This is a genomic window from Acinetobacter sp. S40 (assembly GCF_016624705.1).
Lineage (GTDB): Bacteria > Pseudomonadota > Gammaproteobacteria > Pseudomonadales > Moraxellaceae > Acinetobacter.
In genome coordinates this window covers 55,804-77,715 of the sequence record NZ_JACVTU010000009.1, presented here as the reverse complement: position 1 = coordinate 77,715, position 21,912 = coordinate 55,804, and the positions used below count along the sequence as shown (strand labels likewise).

The 21,912-nt window shown below is 39.0% G+C and carries 20 protein-coding genes; 14 read left to right on the top strand and 6 right to left on the bottom strand.

All coding sequences use genetic code 11. The annotated features are described in order from the left end of the window. The first annotated feature begins 162 nt into the window (after positions 1-162). From IAE19_RS11805 to IAE19_RS11785, 5 genes are all read left to right on the top strand, one after another. Complete coding sequence (locus IAE19_RS11805; protein ID WP_200461132.1) at positions 163-1,185, top strand: flavin reductase family protein; 1,023 nt, start codon at positions 163-165, stop codon at positions 1,183-1,185. 38 nt (positions 1,186-1,223) lie between these two features. After that, positions 1,224-2,375 (top strand): fatty acid desaturase family protein, encoded by a 1,152-nt coding sequence (locus tag IAE19_RS11800; protein WP_413784520.1) that lies wholly within the window; start codon positions 1,224-1,226, stop codon positions 2,373-2,375. A 108-nt stretch (positions 2,376-2,483) separates the two neighbouring features. Next, complete coding sequence (gene rph / locus IAE19_RS11795) at positions 2,484-3,200, top strand: ribonuclease PH (protein WP_200461131.1); 717 nt, start codon at positions 2,484-2,486, stop codon at positions 3,198-3,200. Between the two features lie 288 nt (positions 3,201-3,488). Continuing rightward, complete coding sequence (locus tag IAE19_RS11790) at positions 3,489-5,654, top strand: phosphocholine-specific phospholipase C (protein WP_200461130.1); 2,166 nt, start codon at positions 3,489-3,491, stop codon at positions 5,652-5,654. Between the two features lie 182 nt (positions 5,655-5,836). Next, positions 5,837-6,040, top strand: a complete 204-nt coding sequence (locus IAE19_RS11785) for a hypothetical protein (RefSeq protein WP_200461129.1) — start codon at positions 5,837-5,839, stop codon at positions 6,038-6,040. On the opposite strand, the gene nadC is transcribed toward IAE19_RS11785, so the two are convergent. Next, positions 6,037-6,882: a carboxylating nicotinate-nucleotide diphosphorylase gene (gene nadC, locus IAE19_RS11780; RefSeq protein WP_200461128.1), complete on the bottom strand. Its 846-nt coding sequence runs from the start codon at positions 6,880-6,882 to the stop codon at positions 6,037-6,039. The two genes, IAE19_RS11785 and nadC, sit on opposite strands and share 4 nt — an antisense overlap. A gap of 161 nt (positions 6,883-7,043) precedes the next feature. Between nadC and ampD the strand changes: the two genes are divergently transcribed. Continuing rightward, the gene (gene ampD, locus IAE19_RS11775) at positions 7,044-7,640 is read left to right on the top strand and encodes a 1,6-anhydro-N-acetylmuramyl-L-alanine amidase AmpD (protein WP_200461127.1); all 597 of its coding nucleotides are present in this window, start codon (positions 7,044-7,046) and stop codon (positions 7,638-7,640) included. 43 nt (positions 7,641-7,683) lie between these two features. After that, complete coding sequence (gene murJ, locus IAE19_RS11770; RefSeq protein WP_200461126.1) at positions 7,684-9,237, top strand: murein biosynthesis integral membrane protein MurJ; 1,554 nt, start codon at positions 7,684-7,686, stop codon at positions 9,235-9,237. Between the two features lie 124 nt (positions 9,238-9,361). Here the strand turns inward: murJ and IAE19_RS11765 are convergent, their stop codons facing one another. The 5 genes from IAE19_RS11765 to IAE19_RS11745 form a co-directional block, all read right to left on the bottom strand. After that, a complete protein-coding gene (locus tag IAE19_RS11765) occupies positions 9,362-10,054 on the bottom strand; it encodes an FKBP-type peptidyl-prolyl cis-trans isomerase (RefSeq protein ID WP_200461125.1) in 693 nt (230 codons plus the stop codon). A gap of 50 nt (positions 10,055-10,104) precedes the next feature. Next, positions 10,105-10,812, bottom strand: coding sequence for an FKBP-type peptidyl-prolyl cis-trans isomerase (locus IAE19_RS11760; protein ID WP_200461124.1), 708 nt, complete (start codon positions 10,810-10,812; stop codon positions 10,105-10,107). Between the two features lie 196 nt (positions 10,813-11,008). Further along, positions 11,009-13,210 (bottom strand): polysaccharide biosynthesis tyrosine autokinase, encoded by a 2,202-nt coding sequence (locus tag IAE19_RS11755; protein WP_200461123.1) that lies wholly within the window; start codon positions 13,208-13,210, stop codon positions 11,009-11,011. A 20-nt stretch (positions 13,211-13,230) separates the two neighbouring features. Next, complete coding sequence (locus IAE19_RS11750) at positions 13,231-13,659, bottom strand: low molecular weight protein-tyrosine-phosphatase (RefSeq protein ID WP_200461122.1); 429 nt, start codon at positions 13,657-13,659, stop codon at positions 13,231-13,233. Continuing rightward, positions 13,659-14,762, bottom strand: coding sequence for a polysaccharide biosynthesis/export family protein (locus IAE19_RS11745; protein ID WP_200461121.1), 1,104 nt, complete (start codon positions 14,760-14,762; stop codon positions 13,659-13,661). The genes IAE19_RS11750 and IAE19_RS11745 overlap by 1 nt, the downstream gene beginning before the upstream one ends. A 311-nt stretch (positions 14,763-15,073) precedes the next feature. Here IAE19_RS11745 and tviB point away from each other — a divergent pair, with 311 nt between their 5' ends. The 7 genes from tviB to pseI are packed head-to-tail and all read left to right on the top strand — an operon-like array spanning position 15,074 to position 21,910. Beyond that, the gene (tviB, locus tag IAE19_RS11740; RefSeq protein ID WP_200461120.1) at positions 15,074-16,351 is read left to right on the top strand and encodes a Vi polysaccharide biosynthesis UDP-N-acetylglucosamine C-6 dehydrogenase TviB; all 1,278 of its coding nucleotides are present in this window, start codon (positions 15,074-15,076) and stop codon (positions 16,349-16,351) included. Between the two features lie 44 nt (positions 16,352-16,395). Next, positions 16,396-17,394 carry a UDP-N-acetylglucosamine 4,6-dehydratase (inverting) gene (gene pseB, locus IAE19_RS11735; protein ID WP_200461119.1) on the top strand — a complete coding sequence of 333 codons (999 nt, stop codon included), beginning with the start codon at positions 16,396-16,398 and terminating at the stop codon, positions 17,392-17,394. Between the two features lies 1 nt (position 17,395). Further along, the gene (gene pseC, locus IAE19_RS11730; RefSeq protein WP_200461118.1) at positions 17,396-18,556 is read left to right on the top strand and encodes a UDP-4-amino-4,6-dideoxy-N-acetyl-beta-L-altrosamine transaminase; all 1,161 of its coding nucleotides are present in this window, start codon (positions 17,396-17,398) and stop codon (positions 18,554-18,556) included. 2 nt (positions 18,557-18,558) lie between these two features. After that, positions 18,559-19,251, top strand: a complete 693-nt coding sequence (gene pseF / locus IAE19_RS11725; RefSeq protein WP_200461117.1) for a pseudaminic acid cytidylyltransferase — start codon at positions 18,559-18,561, stop codon at positions 19,249-19,251. Position 19,252: 1 nt separating this feature from the next. Beyond that, positions 19,253-20,350, top strand: coding sequence for a UDP-2,4-diacetamido-2,4,6-trideoxy-beta-L-altropyranose hydrolase (pseG, locus tag IAE19_RS11720; protein ID WP_200461116.1), 1,098 nt, complete (start codon positions 19,253-19,255; stop codon positions 20,348-20,350). Beyond that, a complete protein-coding gene (pseH, locus tag IAE19_RS11715) occupies positions 20,344-20,859 on the top strand; it encodes a UDP-4-amino-4,6-dideoxy-N-acetyl-beta-L-altrosamine N-acetyltransferase (RefSeq protein WP_200461115.1) in 516 nt (171 codons plus the stop codon). Before pseG ends, pseH begins: the two co-directional genes overlap by 7 nt. Position 20,860: 1 nt before the next feature. Then, positions 20,861-21,910: a pseudaminic acid synthase gene (gene pseI, locus IAE19_RS11710; RefSeq protein ID WP_200461114.1), complete on the top strand. Its 1,050-nt coding sequence runs from the start codon at positions 20,861-20,863 to the stop codon at positions 21,908-21,910. Positions 21,911-21,912: the final 2 nt, after the last annotated feature.

Here is a 21,912-nt window from a genome sequence, read left to right as displayed (position 1 = left end):
GAGTCTATCAAAAACTACCTTGCTTTCAAAAAATAAATGAATAAATAAAAAAATCAGTGAACACCTGTTGACTGAATTAAAAAAAAAGAATAATGTGTACACATGTTCACTGAAAGAACATTTGTTCACTCATATAAATAGCCAGATACAAACGAGGAACGTATGAACATTGCAGCCAATTATCAGCCTCAATGGATTCGCGAAGATTTTGTCGATTTCATATTGGAAAAAGTCAATCCGATGTGGACTTGGAAAAAAGTCAAAGCTCAAGTCACTTCAGTGAAGGCGATCACTCCTGAGCTTTATCAAATTTGTTTACAGCCAAATAGCAACTTTGCAGCACGTCATTTTAAAGCAGGTCAAAGCATTCTTGTGACAGTAGTGGTTGCCGGTGTGCGTTATCAGCGTAGTTATTCTGTGATGCAAATCGATGCGCAGGGAAATCTTTATTTAGGGATCAAAGTTCAGGGCGTAGTATCACGTGCCATGAGTCAGTTACAGTCGGGTGATGTGATTGAAATTTCACAAACTCAGGGCGAATTTTGTTTACATACGGATCAGACCGCAGCAGTATTGATTGCATCAGGTAGTGGTATTACGGCGATTTATTCTTTATTGCAGCAAGCAATACAACAGCAATTACCTCAAATTGATGTGATTTATTTTAGCCGTGACGCTGCATTTCATCATGAATTACAGCGTTTGGCTGAACGTTATCCCATGATTCATTATCACCACATTCATACTCTTCAGCAAAAACAGCATTTAACTCCAGACTTGTTAAATAAGCTGGTGAGTGACTTAGAACAAAAACAAACTTATCTGTGTGGTGCATCTGGCATGATGCAGGCAGCCAAAACGATTTTTGCAGAATTAGATCTGGCCGATCGTCTACATATGGAATATTTCCAGCCTGTTGTAGATGAAACCCTTGAAGCACAACCCGTGATCTTTTTACGTTCACAACAGGAATTTGAAGCCAATACCAATTTATTGGAAAGTGCTGAGCAGGCGGGTTTGCGTCCCTCTCACGGTTGTCGTATGGGTATTTGTAATACTTGTACCTGCACTAAAGTCAGTGGTTCAACCAAAAATATTCTGACGGGTGAAATTGATCATGGCAACAATACCCAGATCAGGTTATGTGTCAGTCAGGCAATTAGTCCTGTCGTGATCAATCTTTAATTACAGTCAGTCAATTTCAATAGATTCGGAGAAAAATAATGAATATGTCCGTAAAGTTTCCATTAAACAGTAAATCTAGTTATTTAACCCCAGAACAGGTTGAAGAGTTTGGTCGTCGTGTCGAGGAAATCCGCCGTGAGGTTATGGATAATCTGGGCGAAGCCGATGCCAAATATATCTACAAAATTCGTAACTTTGTCCGTTATAGTGAAATCGCTTCACGCGGTATGTTGATGTTTGGCGGTTGGATTCCACCTGTTTGGTTGTTAGGAACAGGTTTGTTGGGTATTTCTAAAATCGTTGAGAACATGGAACTTGGTCATAATGTCATGCACGGTCAGTTTGACTGGCTGAATGATCCAAGCTTAAATGGCGCCAATTATGACTGGGATACCATTGCAACAGGGGATGATTGGAAACATACCCATAATTACGTGCATCATACTTATACCAATATTGTGGGTAAAGATCATGATGTGGGTTATGGTTTGCTGCGTGTCAGCGAACAACAAAAATGGGAACCTCGCTTTTTATTGAATATTCCTTTAGCTGCGCAATTGATGATTTTATTTGAATGGTATGTGGGAGTCCAAAATCTACATTTGGAAGATGCCATTATTTATAAAACCAAATCGTGGAAAGAAGTTTGGAAAGATTCGGCTAAATTACGTAAAAAAGTTGTACGTCAGGTGGGTAAAGATTATGTATTTTTTCCGCTGATTGCAGGGCCGAATGCGATTCCTGTATTTTTAGGTAACGTAGTCGCCAATGTGATCCGTAGTTTATGGTCATCAGCGGTGATTTTTAATGGTCACTTTACAGAAGATGCTGAGACCTTTGAAGAAGATAATACAGAGACTGAAACTCGTGCCCAATGGTATTTACGTCAGATTCGTGGTTCGAGCAATTTTACCGGAACAGACTGGTTACATATTTTAAGTGGAAATTTAAGCCATCAAATTGAACATCACTTATTTCCAGATATGCCTGCTAATCGTTATGCTGAAGTTGCGCCAAAAATCAGAGCATTATGTGAAGAATATGGTGTTAATTATAACGAAGCCAATTTTGTTAAACAGTTCTGGAGTGTTTGGGTGCGTTTGGCTAAATGTTCATTGCCAAATGGATACACAGATCAGGTTTCAAATGCGATTCAAAAAGTAAAAAGTATCTTTGCCTTTGCCAAATAAGTGCTTTTGTAAAAAGCAGGGAATTGGGCCGAATTCGGCCCAATTTTATTGAAGGCATTTGCTATACTATGCTGCAATCTTAATTTAGCGGCAATGAAAGGATAGTTTATGCGTCTTGACCAACGAGCACTTGATCAATTACGTGATGTAAAAATTACACGAAATTATACCCGTTATGCCGAAGGTTCGGTTCTGGTCGAATTCGGTCATACCAAGGTGTTATGTACCGCAAGCATTGATAATTCTGTACCTCGTTTTTTAAAAGGTCAGGGGCAGGGCTGGGTGACAGCAGAATACGGAATGTTACCGCGTTCTACCCATACCCGTAGTGACCGTGAAGCGGCTCGTGGCAAACAAAGTGGCCGTACGCAGGAAATTCAGCGTCTAATTGGTCGTAGTCTTCGTGCCATGGTAGATTTGAAAAAATTGGGTGAAAATACGATTACCATCGACTGTGATGTAATTCAGGCAGATGGTGGTACGCGTACCGCAGCTATTACAGGTGCAGCAGTCGCTTTGATCGATGCCATGAATGTGCTGCTAGAGAAAAAGAAAATCAAGCAAGATCCATTGAAAGGCTTGGTCGCTGCAATTTCAGTCGGCATTTATCAGGACGAAGTTTTACTGGATTTATGTTACGAAGAAGATTCAAACTGCCAAACAGATCTAAACGTGGTGATGACACAGGCAGGTGAATTTATTGAAATTCAGGGTACAGCAGAAGAAAAACCATTTACCCGTACCCAAGCCAATGCCATGCTTGAAGTTGCTGAAAAGGGAATTCAGACCCTGATTCAAAAACAGCAAGAAGCATTAGGCTGGTAAGTTATTCCAGATATTAAAACGCATCTTCGGATGCGTTTTTTTATGGCTTCATATAATCGACATCAAATCATCATGACGCTGTAATTTTCAAGCTTTTTACTAGTCTCCATTCCTAAATGGAGAGGATCATGTCTAAATTTTTCTGTTTTTTTTTGATTATCACTAGTTTCACACTTAGTGCTTGCAAGGATGATGATACATCGACCCAGCAGCCACAGCCACCAAAAAATAATTGCACCATGCACTGTGCACCATAACCATAATAAAATCATAAAAAGGATTAAAAAAATGAATCGTCGTGATTTTGTACTCAATACGGCCAAGACTTTATTTGGTACAGCTGCCCTATCTAGTTTTCCCTTGAGCATTCAAAAAGCCTTGGCGATTGATGCCAAAGTCGATACAGGCAGCATTCAAGATGTCAAACATGTGGTGATTTTGACGCAGGAAAATCGTTCCTTTGATAACTATTTTGGCACCTTAAAAGGCGTCCGTGGTTTTGGTGATCGCTTTACAATTCCTTTAAGTGCAGGACGCAAGGTCTGGGAACAGTATGATGCCAGTCAAAATAAAATTCTTCCTTATCATTTAGATAGTCGTTTGGGCAATGCTCAACGTGTGTCAGGGACACCACATTCATGGCAGGATGGTCAGGACGCATGGAACCACGGACGCATGGGGGATTGGGTGAAATTTAAAAAAACACAATCCATGGGATATTATAAAAAACAGGAAGTTGAATTTCAGTTTGCCTTGGCCAATGCGTTTACGGTGTGTGATGCTTACCACTGTGCCATGCATGCAGGAACCAACCCCAATCGACAATTTATCTGGACAGGAACAAATGGTCCAGCAGAAGATGTCGCCAGTGTAGTCAATGAGTTTGATGGACTAGGTGCATCCTCAAGTGGTTATGAGTGGACAACTTATCCGGAACGTTTACAACAAGCGGGGGTTAGCTGGAAAGTTTATCAAAATATGCCAGATAACTTCACGGATAATCCACTGGCAGGTTTTAAGCAATATCGCCGTGCAAATGAATTATCAGGTCAACCTGTCAGCCATGATGATCTCGTCAGCCCTGCCTACGATGAAAAAATTGATGCAACACAACCTTTATATAAAGGTATTGCCAATACTATGCCTGATGGTGGTTTTTTAGGAACATTCAAACAAGATATTGGCGCAGGGAAATTGCCTCAAGTCAGCTGGATTATAGCACCCGCAACTTATAGTGAACATCCAGGGCCATCTAGTCCGGTACAAGGCGCATGGTATATACAGGAAGTATTAAATGCGCTAACAGACAATCCTGAGATTTGGTCACAAACAGTTTTATTGATTAATTTTGATGAAAATGATGGTTTCTTTGATCATGTACCATCACCAAGTGCGCCATCTAAAGATGACAATGGAAAAACTTATGGTAAAACCACTTTGCCCGATGAAGCATTGGCACCAGAGTATTTCACTCATCCTGCAGTAGCGACAGCAACATCGCAACCTCAGCCAGATGGTCGAGTTTATGGTCCAGGAATTCGTGTACCAATGTATGTGATTTCACCGTGGAGTCGTGGTGGTTGGGTCAATTCACAGGTATTTGATCATACTTCAGTTATTCAGTTCCTTGAACAGCGTTTTGGGGTAAATGAACCGAATATCAGCGCATATCGTCGTGCAGTTTGTGGTGATTTGATGACAGCCTTTGATTTTAAAACGCCAAACATCACGCAGCTTACTGAACTTGAAGGTAAAAAAGCAAAAGCGGAGGCAGATGCTATTCGTTTAGCTCAGTCCTTACTACCGCAGGTGACCGTTCCGAACCAGCAGGCTTTTCCCCAGCAGGATATGGGAATTCGTCCATCAAGGGCCTTGCCGTATATTTTGCATACCAGTGCCAAGGTCAATCTATCGGGACAAAGTGTACAACTTTTATTCGCCAATACTGGGAAACAGGCCGCGGTATTTCATGTGTATGATCGCTTAAATCTGGAGGCCATTCCACGTCGTTATATGGTCGAAGCAGGCAAGCAATTACAGGATGAATGGAATACGCAGCAAGGTGCGTATGATCTCTGGGTGTTAGGGCCTAATGGATTTCATCGCGCATTCGTAGGTAATCTGAATCAAAGTCTACAACAGCAAGCCTTACCAGAAATTAGGATCTGCGTCGAAGACTGTGAAGCCAAATTATTTTTAAAAGTTCGTCATGACGGACAATCAAGTTGTACGCTAAGGGTTAAAGCCAATGCTTATCTGCCCAATCAGCAATGGTCGATTGAAACAGCAAGTTCAGAAAAAGAATTAGCTTGGGACATGACTGAATTTGGAGGTTGGTATGATTTCACTGTCTATATGGAGTCTGATCTAAGTTTCAGTCGACGGTTTGCAGGTCGTATTGAAACCCCAAAAGATTCAATTTCTGATCCATATATGGGCTATATTGAAAATTAATTGCATTAAAATCTAATGCAGAAAAAGGATGTCATCAGACATCCTTTTTACAAAAACGCCAACGATTTCACAAACGATAACTTTTTACATCTAGCTTAAAACAAAGCCTGCTCAAGTTTGTCATGATTAAATTTTAAAGTTGCAAATAATTTTATAGTTTTATGAGATAGGGGAAAATCAATATGCTACAAGGTTTTATTGTACTGTTTGCGATTATTACATTTACGATTATGGCTTGTGATCCACGCCCCAATGAAACATCACGTAATCAATCTGCATGGCAAGCTCAGACCAAAACCTCAGAAGTCCTGACCCAACCTGAGCATGCTACGAAGATAGAAAATCTAACAACAAAAACACAAAAGATTGAAACTGAGCAAACCTAAGCATTAAACCGCATAGAAAGATCAACGGCGGTAACATCTTTGGTGAGTACACCCATCGAAATATAATCTACTCCTGTGCTCGCAACTTCACGCAGATTATCCAAAGTGATATTACCAGAAGCTTCCAGTTTACAACGCCCAGCGACGTGTTTAACGGCATCGATCATTTGTTGTTGGCTGAAATTATCCAACATGACAATATCCGCGCCAGCTTCAAGTGCCTGATTGAGTTCATCCCAAGTTTCAACTTCAACTTCAACAGGTTTATTGGGTGCGATATGATGCGCCTGAGCAATGGCTTGGGCAATACCCCCTGCGGCCATAATATGATTTTCTTTAATGAGAAATGCATCAAATAGACCTAAACGATGGTTTTGACCGCCGCCAATCGCCACAGCATATTTCTGGGCTATGCGTAGACCCGGTAAGGTTTTACGCGTATCCAATAGCTTAGTCTGGGTGCCTTGTAGCTGTTTTACATAATGAGCCACCTTGGTAGCAACCGCAGATAAAGTCTGAACAAAATTCAAGGCAGGGCGTTCCACCGTTAATAGACTACGCGCTGAACCTGTCAATTTTAAAAAAGCTTCACCTGCACCAACAGATTCACCGTCTTGTTTTAACCAGATAATTTCTACGCTTGGATCGTATTGGGAAATCAATGCATCGACCCATGGACGACCAGCCAGAATCATATCTTCACGGCTGATAATGGTTGCTGTCGCGTGTTCATTTTCCGGAGTCAATAAAGCAGTAATATCACCATCACCAATATCTTCAGCCAGTGCTTGTTGTACGTTAATTTGAATCGATTGTTCTAGCAAAGATTGAGGAATGCTCATACTTTATACTCAGTATTAACCCAGAAAATTGAGCAATATATTAGCATTGTCCCTGTAGAAATTCACAAACGATTGTCATAAATATGCCTTATGAACAGTTTTAATTTTTTAGGACTCGATTAAACTAAGATTATTCAAAAATACATCGGATCATCCTAACTATGCCATTGAGCACGACCTATCGAGTGGAAAAAGGGCAGTTGATTGGTGCCAGACAGATTGCTTCTCCAAATTATAATCAACGCCCTGAATCCGCAGAAATTCAACTGATCGTGGTACATAACATTAGTTTGCCACCATCGCAGTTTGGCGGCGGATATATTGAACAGTTTTTCCAAAATCAATTAGATTGGTCACTTCATCCTTATTTTCAAAGCATTGAGGGCATGCAGGTGTCTGCACATCTCCTGATTTTAAGAACAGGGGAAGTGATTCAGTTTGTCAATTTTTATAATCGGGCATGGCATGCTGGACGTTCTAGTTATTTGGCACAGGTCGAATGTAATGATTATTCGATAGGCATCGAGCTTGAAGGGAGTGATGATTTACCTTTTGAAGAGGTTCAGTACCAAGCGCTAGTTGAGGTTACCGCCGTATTGCAAGCCAGTTATCCTAAAATTCAGCAGCATATTGCGGGGCATTCAGATATCGCGCGTGGTCGTAAGACTGATCCGGGACCTTTTTTTCAATGGATTTACTTCCGAAAATTATTAAATGAAAAAAATATCCATACCAGACATCATTTCACAACGAAATAATTTTTTACTTTCATTACAATATCGGCTTTGTATTTAGCCGTGGGTGGATGCGATGGCATTATGGCGATCAACCTTTATTGTCAGTGCAATGACAATGTTGTCCCGTATATTGGGGCTGGTTCGGGACATGGTCTTGCTCAATGTATTTGGTGCAGGTAAAGATTTCGATACCTTTGTGGTTGCCTTTCGTATTCCTAATTTTTTTCGGCGACTCTTTGCTGAAGGCGCATTTTCACAGGCTTTTATTCCTGTCCTGACAGAATATAAAACAGGCCGAGCTCATACTGAAGTTCAGATTTTAATTAGCCGTGTATTCGGCTGTTTACTTCTGATCATGAGTTTATTGACTTTAGTGGCGATGATCATCGCTCCTGTCATCATTTATGCCTATGCCCCTGGTTTTCATAATGATCCTGAGAAATTTGATCAGGCTGTTGGTATGTTTCGTCTGACGATTCCTTATTTAATGTTTATGTCGTTGACGGCTTTTGCCAGTAGTATTTTAAATAGCTATGGTTCTTTTGCTTCACCCGCTTTTTCCCCAGTGTTACTAAATGTCGCGATGATTGCTGGCGCGTGGTGGCTGACTCCCTATATGCAGCAACCGATTATGGCTTTAGGCTGGGCCGTGCTGGGCGCAGGGATTCTACAGCTTGCCATTCAGATCCCTGAACTATGGCGGAAAAAACTGCTCATTCCACCAAGAATTGATTTTAAACATGAAGGGGTTGAGCGCATCATGAAATTGATGCTGCCTGCATTATTTGGGGTCTCAGTCACTCAGATCAATTTATTACTCAATACCATCTGGGCTTCATTTATGCAGGATGGTTCCGTGTCATGGTTATATAGTGCTGAGCGAATGACCGAGCTTCCTTTGGGTCTCATTGGGGTGGCCATTGGCACAGTGATTTTACCATCACTTTCGACGCGACACGCTGAACAGGATCAAGCTAAATTCCGAGGCATGCTGGATTGGGCTGCACGTGTGATTGTTTTGGTTGGATTGCCTGCCAGTATTGCGCTATTTATGTTATCAACACCGATTATTCAGGCGCTGTTCCAGCGTGGAGAGTTTGATCTTCGTGATACCCAGATGACGGCCTTGGCATTACAATGCATGAGCGGTGGCGTAATTGCTTTTATGCTTATCAAAGTCTTTGCTCCAGGATTTTATGCGCAGCAGGATACAAGAACTCCAGTACGTGTGGGACTGATGGCGGTCGCAGCCAACGCCATTTTAAACGTGGTACTGATTGGCTTTTTTAAACTGATCAATTGGCATGCAGAGCATATGGCATTGGCATTGGCTTCATCTGGCTCAGCGCTAGTGAATGCAGGTTTGCTCTATTTCTACTTGCATAAACGCAATATTTTTAGATTTGGTGGGCATTGGAAGAAACTCGCAATTCAATATGCGATTGCTAACATTGCCATGATTGCTGCGTTATGGTTTGGCTTACATTGGTATGATGGTCAATCTTCACAGTGGATGCGAATCATAGAGGTGGCGGCCTTATGTTTTTTGGGTGTAGTCGCCTATGTTGTTACGCTGTTAGCGACAGGATTCAGACCACGTCATTTACGTCATGATTAATGGATATTCCCTGCATTATCATTGGCATTTTCGCTGTAAATAGATCATCAAGATATAAAAAAGCACAGCCTTTAAAAAAGTAGCTGTGCTTTTAAATTAAAAATGAATCGATCTTTATCAATTTTTAATTAGGCGTCACTTGTAAGAGTTCAATATCAAAAATTAAAACACTATTAGGGCCAATCGCATCACCCGAACCGACATCGCCATAAGCCAGATTAGCTGGAATAAAGAAGCGGGTTTTACCACCTTCCTTCATGGTTTGTACACCTTCTGTCCAGCCAGGAATCACTTGACTAAGTTGAAACTCAACAGGGTGGTTACGTGCAATTGAGCTATCAAATACAGTGCCGTCTAATAAACGGCCTTCGTAATTCACTTTAACTTTTGAATTTGCCTTCGGCGATTTACCTGTACCTGCCTGTAAAACTTGATACTGTAGACCTGATTTGGTAGTAATTACGCCAGATTTTTTGCCATTCTCAGCTAAAAAAGCTTGTCCGTTTTTCTGATTTTCTTGAGCTAATTTTTGAAACTCGATCAGTTGTTTCGATTCAACCTGTTTCTTATATTGGCTCAAAGCTTTAGCCATATCCTCATCACTTAAAGAGGATGCCTTACCTGTAGAGCCTTCTTTCAATCCCTGAATAAAGGTATCTAAATTTAAATCTTTTAGCGTATCAGCATTGGTACGTCCCATCACATAACCGTAACTATAGCCCAATTGATCTTTCTGCGGGCTTTGAGAAGTGACAGGCGCTGCAAAACTAAGGCCCGTCATGCCAAGTAATACGAGTGTTAAACTGATTTTTTTCATTGTGCTTCCTAAAATAAAAGAGGAGAGTATTAACTCTCCTTCCTCATGAATTATTTAACTTCTAACAGTTCTACATCAAAAATTAAAGTGCTGTTTGGTGGGATCATACCAGGCACACCTTGTTCACCATAAGCCAATTGTGATGGAATATAGAATGTTGCCTTGCCGCCTTCTTTCAGCAGTTGTAGACCTTCTGTCCAGCCAGGAATTACTTTATTTAATGGGAACTCAACCGGTTCACCACGATCATAAGAGCTATCAAACACTTTACCGTCAGTGAGTTGGCCTTTGTAATGAACTTTTACGACAGAAGTAGCAGTCGGTTGTTTACCTGTACCTTCTTTAATAATTTTATACTGTAAGCCTGAAGCAGTGGTTTTAACCCCTTCTTTATGGGCATTTTCAGTTAAAAAGTTAGCATTGGATGATTCAGTTTTCTTTGCATCTTCCAATTGCTTTTGTTGCATTTGTTGTTGGAACTCTACATATGCAGCTTGAAGTTCTTGTTCAGTATAAGCTGCAGGCTTTTTGTCATGCCCATCGCGAATACCACTCACAAATGCGTTAACATCAAGTTCTGGGGGAGTTTGGTGGGCAACTTCATAACCCAGTGCATAGCTGATTTTTTTTACAGGCGAGGCATTCTTGTCTGCCTTTGAACCAACCTCTGCCACTGGATGTTGAGATGCATAGTAAACGGGAATAAGTGCAGCACCGCCTAAAATTACAGCGACAGCAATGGGTAAGGCTTTACTCATGAGTGTTCCAGAAATGTTGTTTATTTAACCAAATATCAATCGCCTGCAATCTTAGCATGGCTATCTTAAGCATAGACTGTTTAATAAAAAAAATAACAGGATTTTTATCTATTTTCACATCAATCTTTAATTCGCTCGTAAAAAAGTCGAACCTAATGGTTCGACTTCATAATAAAGATTGCAACTGTGCGATTAATTAATCGTCTTTTGCAGCTTTATAGGCATAAGCATAGTTATACCCATAACTGCCGCTCGCAGAACGCTGAATATCATTGAGAATAAAGCCATTCACTTTTACGCCAGCTTGTTCGAAACGATTGAGGGCTAATTCAAGCTCTTTCATTTGAGTTTTGGCATGACGAGCAACAATCAAATTTACACCTGTATATTGCGAAATAATAATACCGTCTGTAACCGCAAGAACGGGTGGGGTATCCAAAATAATATGATCATATTGTTGAGAAAGCTCTTGTAATAAAGTCTGGAACTTTTGAGAACTTAATAACTCAGATGGATTCGATGGGCTTTTACCGCGACTCATAAAGTTTAAATTTGCCACTTCAGTTGAATGAATCACTTGTGCTGATGAAGCCTGATCAGTTAATAATTCAGTAAGACCTGGCTGAGTTCCCATATTGAAATATTTATGTAAATAGCCACGACGTAAATCAGCATCAATCAACAATACACGTTTATCGCCTTGCGCAAAAATAGTGGCCAAGTTGGTGGAGATAAAAGATTTACCAACTTCTGGCGCAGGGCCACTGATCATAATGATATTATTTTTGGCACCTGAAAGAGCGAAATGAATCGCAGTACGAATACTACGTAAACTTTCAATGGCAATATCATCACTATGTTTTACAGCCAAGATAGGAATATTCTTTTTCTTCTTCAATACGGCCAAACGATTTTCCTGAATAGGAGAACGGGGTACGGTGGCATATACTGGAAGTTCCAGTTCATTTTCAATTTGAGAAGAATCTTTAATTCCTGTACGCAACATATTACGGGCTAAAGCAACTAATACTCCGATAAAACCACCCATAAAAATAGATAGGATAAGCACGATTAACTTCCGTGGTTTAATCGGTTTAACTGGTTCTATAGCGGTATCGACAATACGAACATTACCAATTTCACCAGCCTTTGCAATATTTAAAGTTTGATAGGTGTTCAAAAGGCTTGTATAAAGTTGTTGCTTAACTTCAACATCTCGATAATATTGCAAATACTGACGTTGAACATCTGGCAGCCGTTTCAATGTACCATTTAGTTCATTAATTTTCTTAGTCACAGCTCCAAGTTGTGCATTTATTTCCTGCATCATTGGGTGTTGTTCAGTATATTTGGCTGCAAGTTCTGCTTGCTTTTGCTGGAGCTCAAGTTTTTGAGTTTCAAGCTGAATACTCTGGGTGAGATAAAGCTCAGATTCTTTAGTCACATCCACCGTATTATAACGTTGTCTAAAGACGTTAAATTGACGCTCAGCTTGGTCTAACTCCTGTTTTAATTCAGGAAGTTGTTTATCTAGAAACTTAAGTGTTTGCTCTTTTTCAGCGGTGCCACGTTCAATATTTTGCTGTTTATAGGTCTGTAAGATCACATTGAGAACTTGGGTGATATGCAGTTTATCTGTGCCTTGATAATTTAAACCAATGACCCCTGTCATTTTTCCCTTTTCAACTGCTGCATAATTATCAAGTAAACCATTTACTGCTGTGGTAATTGCCTGTTTGGTTAAAATATAAGGCTCGTTGATTTTATCTTTGGCATCAATTTTAATTTTCCAGAGGCCATCAACTGAAGAAATGGTATTGAGCTGATTGAGTTTACCTTTTGCAACTACTTCATCAGTTTCTAAATCTGTTAAAGAAAAAGAAGAATCTTTAAACTCTAAAAGCAACGATTTGTCCAAATAGCTTTGAGGAACATCAAATTGCTGAATATTAAAACCAATGAGTTGATCTTTAACAATGACACCCTGGCGAGAATACTGGGTTTCAAATTCGCTTGGAGTAATTAAGCGTTTAAACAAAGAGTTATTTTTAGGTTGAATTTGAATATCAAGATTTAAGTCTTGTATCGTTGTTCCTAACACTAACCGAGATTTCAAAATTTCAATTTCTGCTTGGGCAACTTGTTGCCCACCAAGTCCAGAAGACCCCATAATATTTGAGAGTTCCTGACCTAATAGCGCAGCCGATGCTCCCTTTTGTGTTTCCACTTGAACCAGCGCGTCTACTGAATAAGTATTTGGCGTTACACGTAAATAAAGTAAAGCGCAAATTAAACTTAAAATAATGTAAAGCGCAATAATTTTCCATTGTGCAATTAAAGAGAAAAATAGCTCTTTTAAATCAATGGTATCTTCAGTTTTTGTTGGATTTTGACTCATGGGTATGCAACTACTTAAAATTAAATATGTGATTTCCAGTCAGACACGTAAGCCTGAATATTACGGCAGGTTTCATCAAAGAATGCCTGATCATGTTGATATGGATCAGGCACATTTTTATGTTGCCAATGTCCGAGTCGAAACACTTTCCCTTTTGCAAAAGGCCAAGTTTGTTCTAAATGCTTTTGTTGATTTAAGCTCATGACTAAAATCAAATCTGCTTTTTTTATTAAATCACTATTGAGTTTACGTGCTATATGTGGACGCATATCAATCTGTAACGAGTCCATACATAGTAGAGCTTTTTCATCAGCCTCTTCACCCACCAGACCAGAAATACCTGCTGACTCAATATTTAAATGTGGATATTGATGTTTTAAAAAATATTCTGCCATTGGGCTACGACAAATATTTCCTACACAAACCACTAAAATATTTTGTATCTGCATTACTGCCCCAATCTATCGGTGGTATAAATCAGATTTGAGAATGGAATAATCTGGTTAACGATACGTTGCCAACGAGTCAAGCCAGTCGCATCAATATAGACAATATCATTCTTTTTCATTTGAAACTGATTGGCTAGACCAAAGTCACCCAAGCTCAGTAAGTTTAAATGATAAAGTTGTGTTTGATGGGTCTTGATGTTACTTCTAAGTACGTAAATACGACTTGCACTTGCGGATGTTGGATTGATACCTAAACTCTCACCTAAAACATCACTTAAGTTCATACCTTGATTACGCATTTCCAAGGCCTGGTTTTTGCCAGCTTCGCCCATCACGTAGATTTTCTGGTTTTCACGTGAATTTACATAAAGAGTATCGTTGGGCTGTATGAGCAGTTTATGCAGTGAATAACCCTGTTTTTCCAGCGCAATACTATTTAAATCATAGGTCGTGCCATTACGAATCAATTGGATAGAGGTGTCATCTCCTTTATCGGTCACGCCACCCGCTAAACCAAGGGCGGTATATACACTGACAGGTTGATCACTTAGAAAAAACTGCCCGCCTTTAGTCACACTTCCCTGAACAGAATAACGTTTACCTTCATAAGATAATACTCGCACCACCACATCAGGATTTTTTAAGTACTGCCCTAAACGGTTACGCAATTCTCTATTGATTTGAGCGAGCGTTTTTCCAGACGCTTTGTAGCGTCCTACTAAAGGAAACTGGATATAGCCTTCCTGATCGATTGGATAGCCATAGGCCTGTACAGATTGATCATTTGAAATGGAAGTCGTCGGTGGTGCAATCTCAGGATAATTCCACAACTGAATGGATAACACATCGCCGGCACTGAGTGTATAAATAGAACTGTGTCGTTTAAAAAGAGACGTTAAACTGCCAGCAGGTAAAGCATTTGCTGTTGATTGTATTATTGGCAAATTATTAGCAGTGATCTTAATGACATCAACGGATGTGCCGAGATCGGTTTGAAAAGAGCCTTCTTCGGGCACGTCATAAGTTTGAAAACCGGAGGTTACAGCACAACCTGTACCATTTATACATAAGGCAAGAATTAAAATATTTTGGTAATGCTTCACACGAGACCCTGTATTTGTTTAGTTTAGCGCTAACTCAGCTAACTTTAAGTCATTTTAATAAAATAGCGCAATCTTACAGCAAAAGAAATCGAAAAGCATGTAAAAATCACCGTCTTTCACTTGCGTTTAGTAGCTTAAGCATTAAGGTATCGTAAAGATATGTAGGTGTTCATTTACAGAACCAAAATGGAAAAAATAAAATAGATTTTTCTGGTATAGTACGCAACGGTTTATATTGGTATTGCTTTAAGCCTTTTGCTATATAAACTGAAAAAAACATTTTTATAGAAAATCAGCTGAAGGCGAATGTTATGTTTCAAATTGCTGACATTAAAATTGCAATCGTTGGCTTAGGGTATGTAGGATTGCCTTTAGCTGTTGAATTCGCTAAAAATGTGTCTGTAGTCGGTTTCGATATTTCTGAGAAAAGAATTGATGAGTTGAGGCAAGGGTTAGATCAGACCTTGGAGCTTTCAGCAAGTGAATTGTCTCAAGCTAAAAAGCTTCAGTTTAGTTCAAATACAAGTGCATTGACGGACTGTAACTTTTTTATTGTCACTGTTCCGACCCCAATTGATGATTTTAAACAGCCCGATTTAACGCCTTTAATTAAGTCTTCTGAAACGATTGGCCTAACCTTAAAAAAAGGTGATATTGTGGTTTATGAATCCACAGTTTATCCAGGAGCAACGGAAGAGGTTTGTATCCCTGTTTTAGAAAAAATCTCAGGTTTAAAATTTAATCAGGATTTTTTTGTGGGTTATAGTCCTGAGCGAATTAATCCGGGCGATAAGCAACGACGTGTGACCAATATATTGAAAATTACGTCGGGATCAACGCCTGAAGTTGCCGAATATATTGACCAGGTTTATAAATTGATTATTGAAGCTGGGACTTATAAAGCACCAAGTATTAAAGTTGCTGAGGCTGCTAAAGTGATTGAAAACACTCAGCGCGATGTCAATATTGCTTTAATTAATGAGTTGGCTCTTATTTTTAATAAATTAGACATTGATACAGAAGAAGTACTTAATGCGGCTGGAACCAAATGGAACTTCTTACCATTTCGCCCAGGTTTAGTTGGTGGTCACTGTATCGGTGTAGATCCTTATTATTTAACCCATAAGGCCCAGTCTATTGGACTTCATCCTGAAATTATACTCGCAGCCCGTCGTTTAAATGATCGTATGGGTGAGTATGTGGCGACTCAGCTTATTAAAGAAATGGTCAAACAACGTATACAAGTTGTGGGTTCAAAAATTCTAATCATGGGCCTTAGTTTTAAAGAAAATTGCCCTGATATTCGCAATACAAAAATTGTAGATATGGTTAAAGCTTTAAAAGAATACGATCTGGATTTAGATATTTATGACCCATGGGTCGATGATACAGAAGTCCAACATGAATATGGTCTAGCACCGATTAAAGAATTACAACAGGGTCTGTATGATGCCATCGTGATTGCAGTAGCGCATGATCAATTTAAAAAAATGACTGTTGATGAGTTCCATGCTTTAGGTAAAGAAAAGCATGTACTTTATGATTTGAAATATGTTTTGGGTAAAGCAGAGACTAATATTAGACTTTGATTTTATTAAAATTACGAATTTAATTTGTTTAAAAAGAGGAAGAGATGTTACAAGGCTCAACAATATTGGTAACAGGCGGAACGGGTTCTTTTGGTAATACTTTTGTTCCAATGACTTTGGAAAAATATAATCCTAAAAAAATAATTATTTTTTCTCGTGATGAAATGAAACAATGGGAAATGGCGAAAAAATTTAAAGATGATAAAAGAGTCCGCTTTTTCATTGGTGATGTAAGAGACAAAGAGCGTTTATATCGTGCTTTAGATGGCGTTGATTATGTTGTTCATGCTGCTGCAACAAAAATTGTGCCTACAGCAGAATATAATCCATTTGAATGTATTAAAACCAACATCAATGGTGCAATGAATCTTATTGATGCATGTATTGATAAAAAGGTGAAAGGTGTGGTTGCATTATCAACAGATAAGGCAAGTAGTCCGATCAATTTATACGGCGCGACTAAACTAGCTTCTGATAAGTTATTTGTGGCTGGTAATGCATATTCAGGCGAACATGGCACGAAATTTTCAGTTGTTCGTTATGGTAATGTAATGGGATCTCGTGGTTCAGTTATTCCGTTTTTTATGTCAATTAAAGACAAAGGTGTGTTGCCAATTACAGATGATCGTATGACACGTTTTATGATCTCATTGGAGCAAGGTGTAGAGCTGGTTTGGCATGCATTTGAAGACATGGTGGGTGGCGAAATTTATGTGAAAAAAATTCCATCGATGAAGGTAACAGATCTCGCTACAGTAGTTGCTCCTGAGGCTAAACAAGAAGTCGTTGGTATTCGCCCAGGTGAAAAACTTCATGAGCAAATGATTAGTGTCGAAGATGCATACTATACATATGAGTATTCAGAGCATTACAAAATTTTACCAGTAATTAACGACTGGGCTGAAACAGCCGAACGTATTAAAGATGGTAAACGAGTTCCAGAAGGTTTTCACTATTCTAGCGACAACAATACTGAATGGATGAGTCCAGAAGACTTACAAACTTGGTTAACTCAAAACGCTGAGAAAGTAGGAAATATCTAAAATGTTCATCCCATATGGCAAACAAAATATAAATCAGGCAGATATTGATGCAGTTATTCAGGTTCTTCAATCTGACTTTTTGACACAAGGACCGCAAGTTCCATTGTTTGAAAAATCAGTTGCAGAGCTGGTAGAGGCTAAATATGCCTTTGCTATGAATAGTGCGACATCAGCTTTACATGTAGCTTGTTTGGCATTGGGATTGAAAAAAGGAGATGTTCTTTGGACGTCTCCTATTACCTTTGTTGCATCATCAAATTGTGCTTTATATTGTGGAGCTGATGTTGATTTTGTTGATATTGATCCAGATACATATAACCTTTCGGTTGACGCTTTAAGAGTAAAGCTAGAGGTTGCAAAACAAAATAATAAATTACCGAAGATTGTCGTGCCTGTACATTTATGTGGGCAGTCATGTGATATGGAAAGGATTCATGCGCTTTCACAAGAGTATGGGTTTAGCATTATTGAAGATGCATCTCATGCAATTGGTGGCAAATATAAAGAAAATTATATTGGTTCTAATCAGTATTCTGATATTACGATTTTCAGCTTCCATCCTGTCAAAATTATTACGACTGCTGAAGGTGGAATGGCGCTTACTAATAATGAAGAGTTAGCCAAGAAAATTGATTTATTACGTAGTCATGGTGTAACTCGTAATCCAGAGTTTATGATTAAACCTTCAGAAGGTCCTTGGTATTACCAGCAGGTAGAGTTGGGTTATAACTACCGTATGACCGAGTTACAAGCAGCTCTGGGCGTTACTCAATTGACACGTCTAGAAGCTTTTGTGGCTAAACGACATGAAATTTCAAAAAAATATAATGAATTATTAAAAGATTTACCCTTAATTACACCTTATCAATTGCCAGAAACATACTCTGGATTACATTTATATGTTATCCGTTTAAAACTTAATGAGTTGAGCAAAGGACGTAAAGAAATCTTTGAAACGTTGCGAGAGAAAGGTATTGGTGTCAACGTACATTATATCCCAGTACATACTCAACCTTATTATGAGCAGCTTGGTTTTAAGCAAGGGGACTTCCCTGAAGCTGAGGCTTATTACGAAGCAGCTATTAGCTTACCAATGTTCCCTGATTTGACTGATGAGCAAATTCAGTATGTCTACCAAGCACTTAAAGAGGTGTTGGTATAACAATGCGATTGGCGGTTATTCCTGCACGAGGTGGAAGCAAAAGAATCCCTCGTAAAAACATAAAAGACTTCTATGGTAAGCCCATGATTGCATGGTCGATAGAAGCTGCACTTAAAAGTGAATGTTTTGATGAGGTTTGGGTTTCGACCGATGATCAAGAAATTGCAGATATTGCAATAAGTTTTGGAGCAAAAGTTCCATTTATGCGACCGGCTCATTTGTCTGATGATTATTCAACTACAGCAGATGTTATGCAACACGCAACACAAGCTTTTACTCGATTGCAGGGACAATCGCCTGATTATGTTTGCTGTTTATATGCAACAGCACCATTTGTACAGATTGATGATCTTAGAGCTGGGTTACAGTTATTGAAGGATTGCCCTATAGATTATGCATTTAGTGCTACAACCTTTGCTTTTCCAATTCAAAGAGCAATTAAACTGAATCAGGCGGGTAACGTGGAAATGTTCCAGCCAGAAAACTTTAATAAGCGCTCTCAAGACTTAGAAGAAGCATGGCATGATGCTGGGCAGTTTTATTGGGGAACAGCACAGGCATGGTTAGAAAAATCAGTAATTTTCTCAAATAAATCACGAATTGTAGAGCTTCCTAGAACACGTGTGCAGGATATTGATACTTTGGAAGACTGGCATCGTGCAGAGTTGATGGCACAATTACTCTTAAATGTATAACATGAAATTTTGTTTTCGAGCTGACGCATCTTTACAAATAGGTTCAGGACATGTTGTTCGCTGTTTAACCATTGCTGATGCTTTAGCAATACATGGTCATAAAAGCTATTTTATCTGTCGTTCGCATCAAGGTAATTTAATTGAATTTGTCAGACAACGTGGTTATACCGTCTATGTCTTACCAGAGCCTTCCCTGAATGCTTGTCAAGATTTGACAGAATATCAGCGCTGGTTAGGTGTGACTGAGCAACAAGATGCTCAAGAAACCCTAGAAATTTTGAAAAAACATACTGTAGACTGGATGATCGTAGATCATTATGGTTTATCTGCAATATGGCAACAAAACATTCGCCTAAAGGTTAAACGGATTGTTGCTATTGATGATTTGGCAAACCGATTACATGATGCTGATATCATTTTGGATTGTGGCTTAGCACATACTTCTTCAGATTATGCAAAATTAAATTATCGCAAAGGCCACTATTTAATGGGACCAAGTTATGCTTTATTGCGTCCCGAATTTCATAGCAAACGATTATGGCTAGAGCAGCATCCAAAAACATATCACCATGATAAGTTAAAAATTCTGGTGAATTTAGGCGGAATAGATAAAGATAATTTAACAGGAACGGTGTTAGAACGTTTATCTCATGACCAACAACGACAGTATTTATCTGTTACAGTCGTGATGGGGATTAATGCGCCTTGGAAAGATTTAATTTTAGAACAATCGAAAAAACTTCCATTTACCAATAAAGTTTTGATTAACGCCAATAATATGGCGGAATTAATGGCTGAACATGATTTAGCGATTGGTGCTGCAGGTAGTACAGCTTGGGAAAGATGCTGTTTAGGGCTACCTACGATTATGATCTGTATGGCAGAAAACCAGAAAATGATTGCAAAAGATTTGCATGATTTGGATGTGGCGATATCTCTAGATCAAGCAGATATTCATGAAAAGTTATCACAGGCATTGCAACAACTTGACCAAGAACGACTAAAGCTCATGTCTCAACAGGCGTTAACTGTTACAAATGGTCTAGGTGTAGATTTGCTGTTACAAGTAATGTTTTCAGAGGAATTTAATACATGTTAAATCCAAAAAATGCAAAGCTCAGAGTATTGAGTGATGATGATCTGGAAATGGTGCTGCAATGGCGTAACCATGATGATATTCGCAAGTGGATGGTCAACACGGATGTAATTGCTTTAACTGATCATTTTGCTTGGTTTGAGCGAAACAAGAATAGAACGGATCGCTTATTCTATATTTTTGAATATCAGAACCAACCACAAGGTTATGTTTCCTTTGTTATGATCCCAAATAGTACAGTCTATGAATGGGGTTTTTATATAAAACCCGATGCTGAAAAAGGAATGGGGCAGTTATTAGGCAATGTTGCATTGAACTACGCATTTGAGAAGCTTGGTTTAGATAAGGTTTTTGGTCAAGTATTAGCTTTTAACGAGAAATCCATAAATTTCCATAAAAAAATGGGTTTTTTAAATGAAGGTATACTGAGAAAACATTTTAAAGATGACCGTGGTGAATTTAATATACATCAGTTTGGTTTGTTACGAGAAGAATGGTTAGAGGACAAATGAGATGAACAAAAAAATTACAATTAATCATCGTGACATTGGTACAGGTTTTCCACCGTATATTATTGCTGAGCTTTCAGCAAATCATAACGGCAGCTTAAATACGGCACTCAAAATTATTGAAGAAGCCAAACGCTGTGGTGCCGACGCGATTAAATTACAAACTTATAGTGCAGATACCATCACACTGAATAGCCAAAATGAAGAGTTTATGATTCGTGGCGGTTTATGGGATGGGCAGTCCTTGTATGAACTTTATCAAAAAGCTCAAATGCCATGGGAATGGCATAAGCCACTGTTTGAACATGCACGTGCTTTAGATATCACGATTTTTAGTTCTCCATTTGATCGCACAGCAGTAGATTTGCTTGAAGAGCTGAATGCCCCAGCCTATAAAATTGCTTCTTTTGAAGCGGTGGACTTGCCACTTATTAAATATGTGGCTTCGACTGGTAAACCCATGATTATCTCTACAGGCATGGCGAATAAAGAGGAAATTGGTGAGGCAATTCAAGCTGCTTACGATGGTGGATGTAAAGAGCTTGTGGTTTTACATTGTGTGAGTGGTTATCCTGCACCTGCGGAAGATTATAATCTGCTGACTATGGTGGATATGGCAAAATCTTTTAATGTGCCGGTTGGGTTGTCAGATCATACTTTAGATAATACGACAGCCATTACTTCGGTTGCCTTGGGTGCATGTCTGATCGAAAAGCATTTTACGCTTGACCGTAATGGTGGTGGGCCAGATGATAGTTTTTCATTAGAACCCAAAGAACTTCAGCAATTGTGTCAAGGTGCAAAAACTGCATGGCAAGCGCTTGGTCATGTAGATTATGGTCGAAAATCAAGTGAACAAGGTAATGCTCAGTTTAGACGCTCACTTTACTTTGTAAAAGATTTAAAAGCAGGTGACATAATTGATGAATCAAGCATCCGAAGCGTACGCCCAGGGTTCGGTTTACCACCTAAGTTTTATGATAAAATTTTAGGAAAAAAAGTAACACAAGATGTTAATTTGAATACACCAGTAAAATTAGAAATTATTAGCTAATT

Coding starts and splice junctions, on each gene's coding strand:
- pseB (WP_200461119.1), top strand. CDS start 16,396: ATGTTACAAGGCTCAACAATATTGGTAACAGGCGGAACGGGTTCTTTT.
- IAE19_RS11765 (WP_200461125.1), bottom strand. CDS start 10,054: ATGAAAAAAATCAGTTTAACACTCGTATTACTTGGCATGACGGGCCTT.
- pseG (WP_200461116.1), top strand. CDS start 19,253: ATGAAATTTTGTTTTCGAGCTGACGCATCTTTACAAATAGGTTCAGGA.
- pseH (WP_200461115.1), top strand. CDS start 20,344: ATGTTAAATCCAAAAAATGCAAAGCTCAGAGTATTGAGTGATGATGAT.
- IAE19_RS11755 (WP_200461123.1), bottom strand. CDS start 13,210: ATGAGTCAAAATCCAACAAAAACTGAAGATACCATTGATTTAAAAGAG.
- IAE19_RS11760 (WP_200461124.1), bottom strand. CDS start 10,812: ATGAGTAAAGCCTTACCCATTGCTGTCGCTGTAATTTTAGGCGGTGCT.
- pseF (WP_200461117.1), top strand. CDS start 18,559: ATGCGATTGGCGGTTATTCCTGCACGAGGTGGAAGCAAAAGAATCCCT.
- nadC (WP_200461128.1), bottom strand. CDS start 6,882: ATGAGCATTCCTCAATCTTTGCTAGAACAATCGATTCAAATTAACGTA.
- tviB (WP_200461120.1), top strand. CDS start 15,074: ATGTTTCAAATTGCTGACATTAAAATTGCAATCGTTGGCTTAGGGTAT.
- IAE19_RS11785 (WP_200461129.1), top strand. CDS start 5,837: ATGCTACAAGGTTTTATTGTACTGTTTGCGATTATTACATTTACGATT.
- IAE19_RS11750 (WP_200461122.1), bottom strand. CDS start 13,659: ATGCAGATACAAAATATTTTAGTGGTTTGTGTAGGAAATATTTGTCGT.
- pseI (WP_200461114.1), top strand. CDS start 20,861: ATGAACAAAAAAATTACAATTAATCATCGTGACATTGGTACAGGTTTT.
- rph (WP_200461131.1), top strand. CDS start 2,484: ATGCGTCTTGACCAACGAGCACTTGATCAATTACGTGATGTAAAAATT.
- IAE19_RS11790 (WP_200461130.1), top strand. CDS start 3,489: ATGAATCGTCGTGATTTTGTACTCAATACGGCCAAGACTTTATTTGGT.
- ampD (WP_200461127.1), top strand. CDS start 7,044: ATGCCATTGAGCACGACCTATCGAGTGGAAAAAGGGCAGTTGATTGGT.
- pseC (WP_200461118.1), top strand. CDS start 17,396: ATGTTCATCCCATATGGCAAACAAAATATAAATCAGGCAGATATTGAT.
- IAE19_RS11805 (WP_200461132.1), top strand. CDS start 163: ATGAACATTGCAGCCAATTATCAGCCTCAATGGATTCGCGAAGATTTT.
- IAE19_RS11800 (WP_413784520.1), top strand. CDS start 1,224: ATGAATATGTCCGTAAAGTTTCCATTAAACAGTAAATCTAGTTATTTA.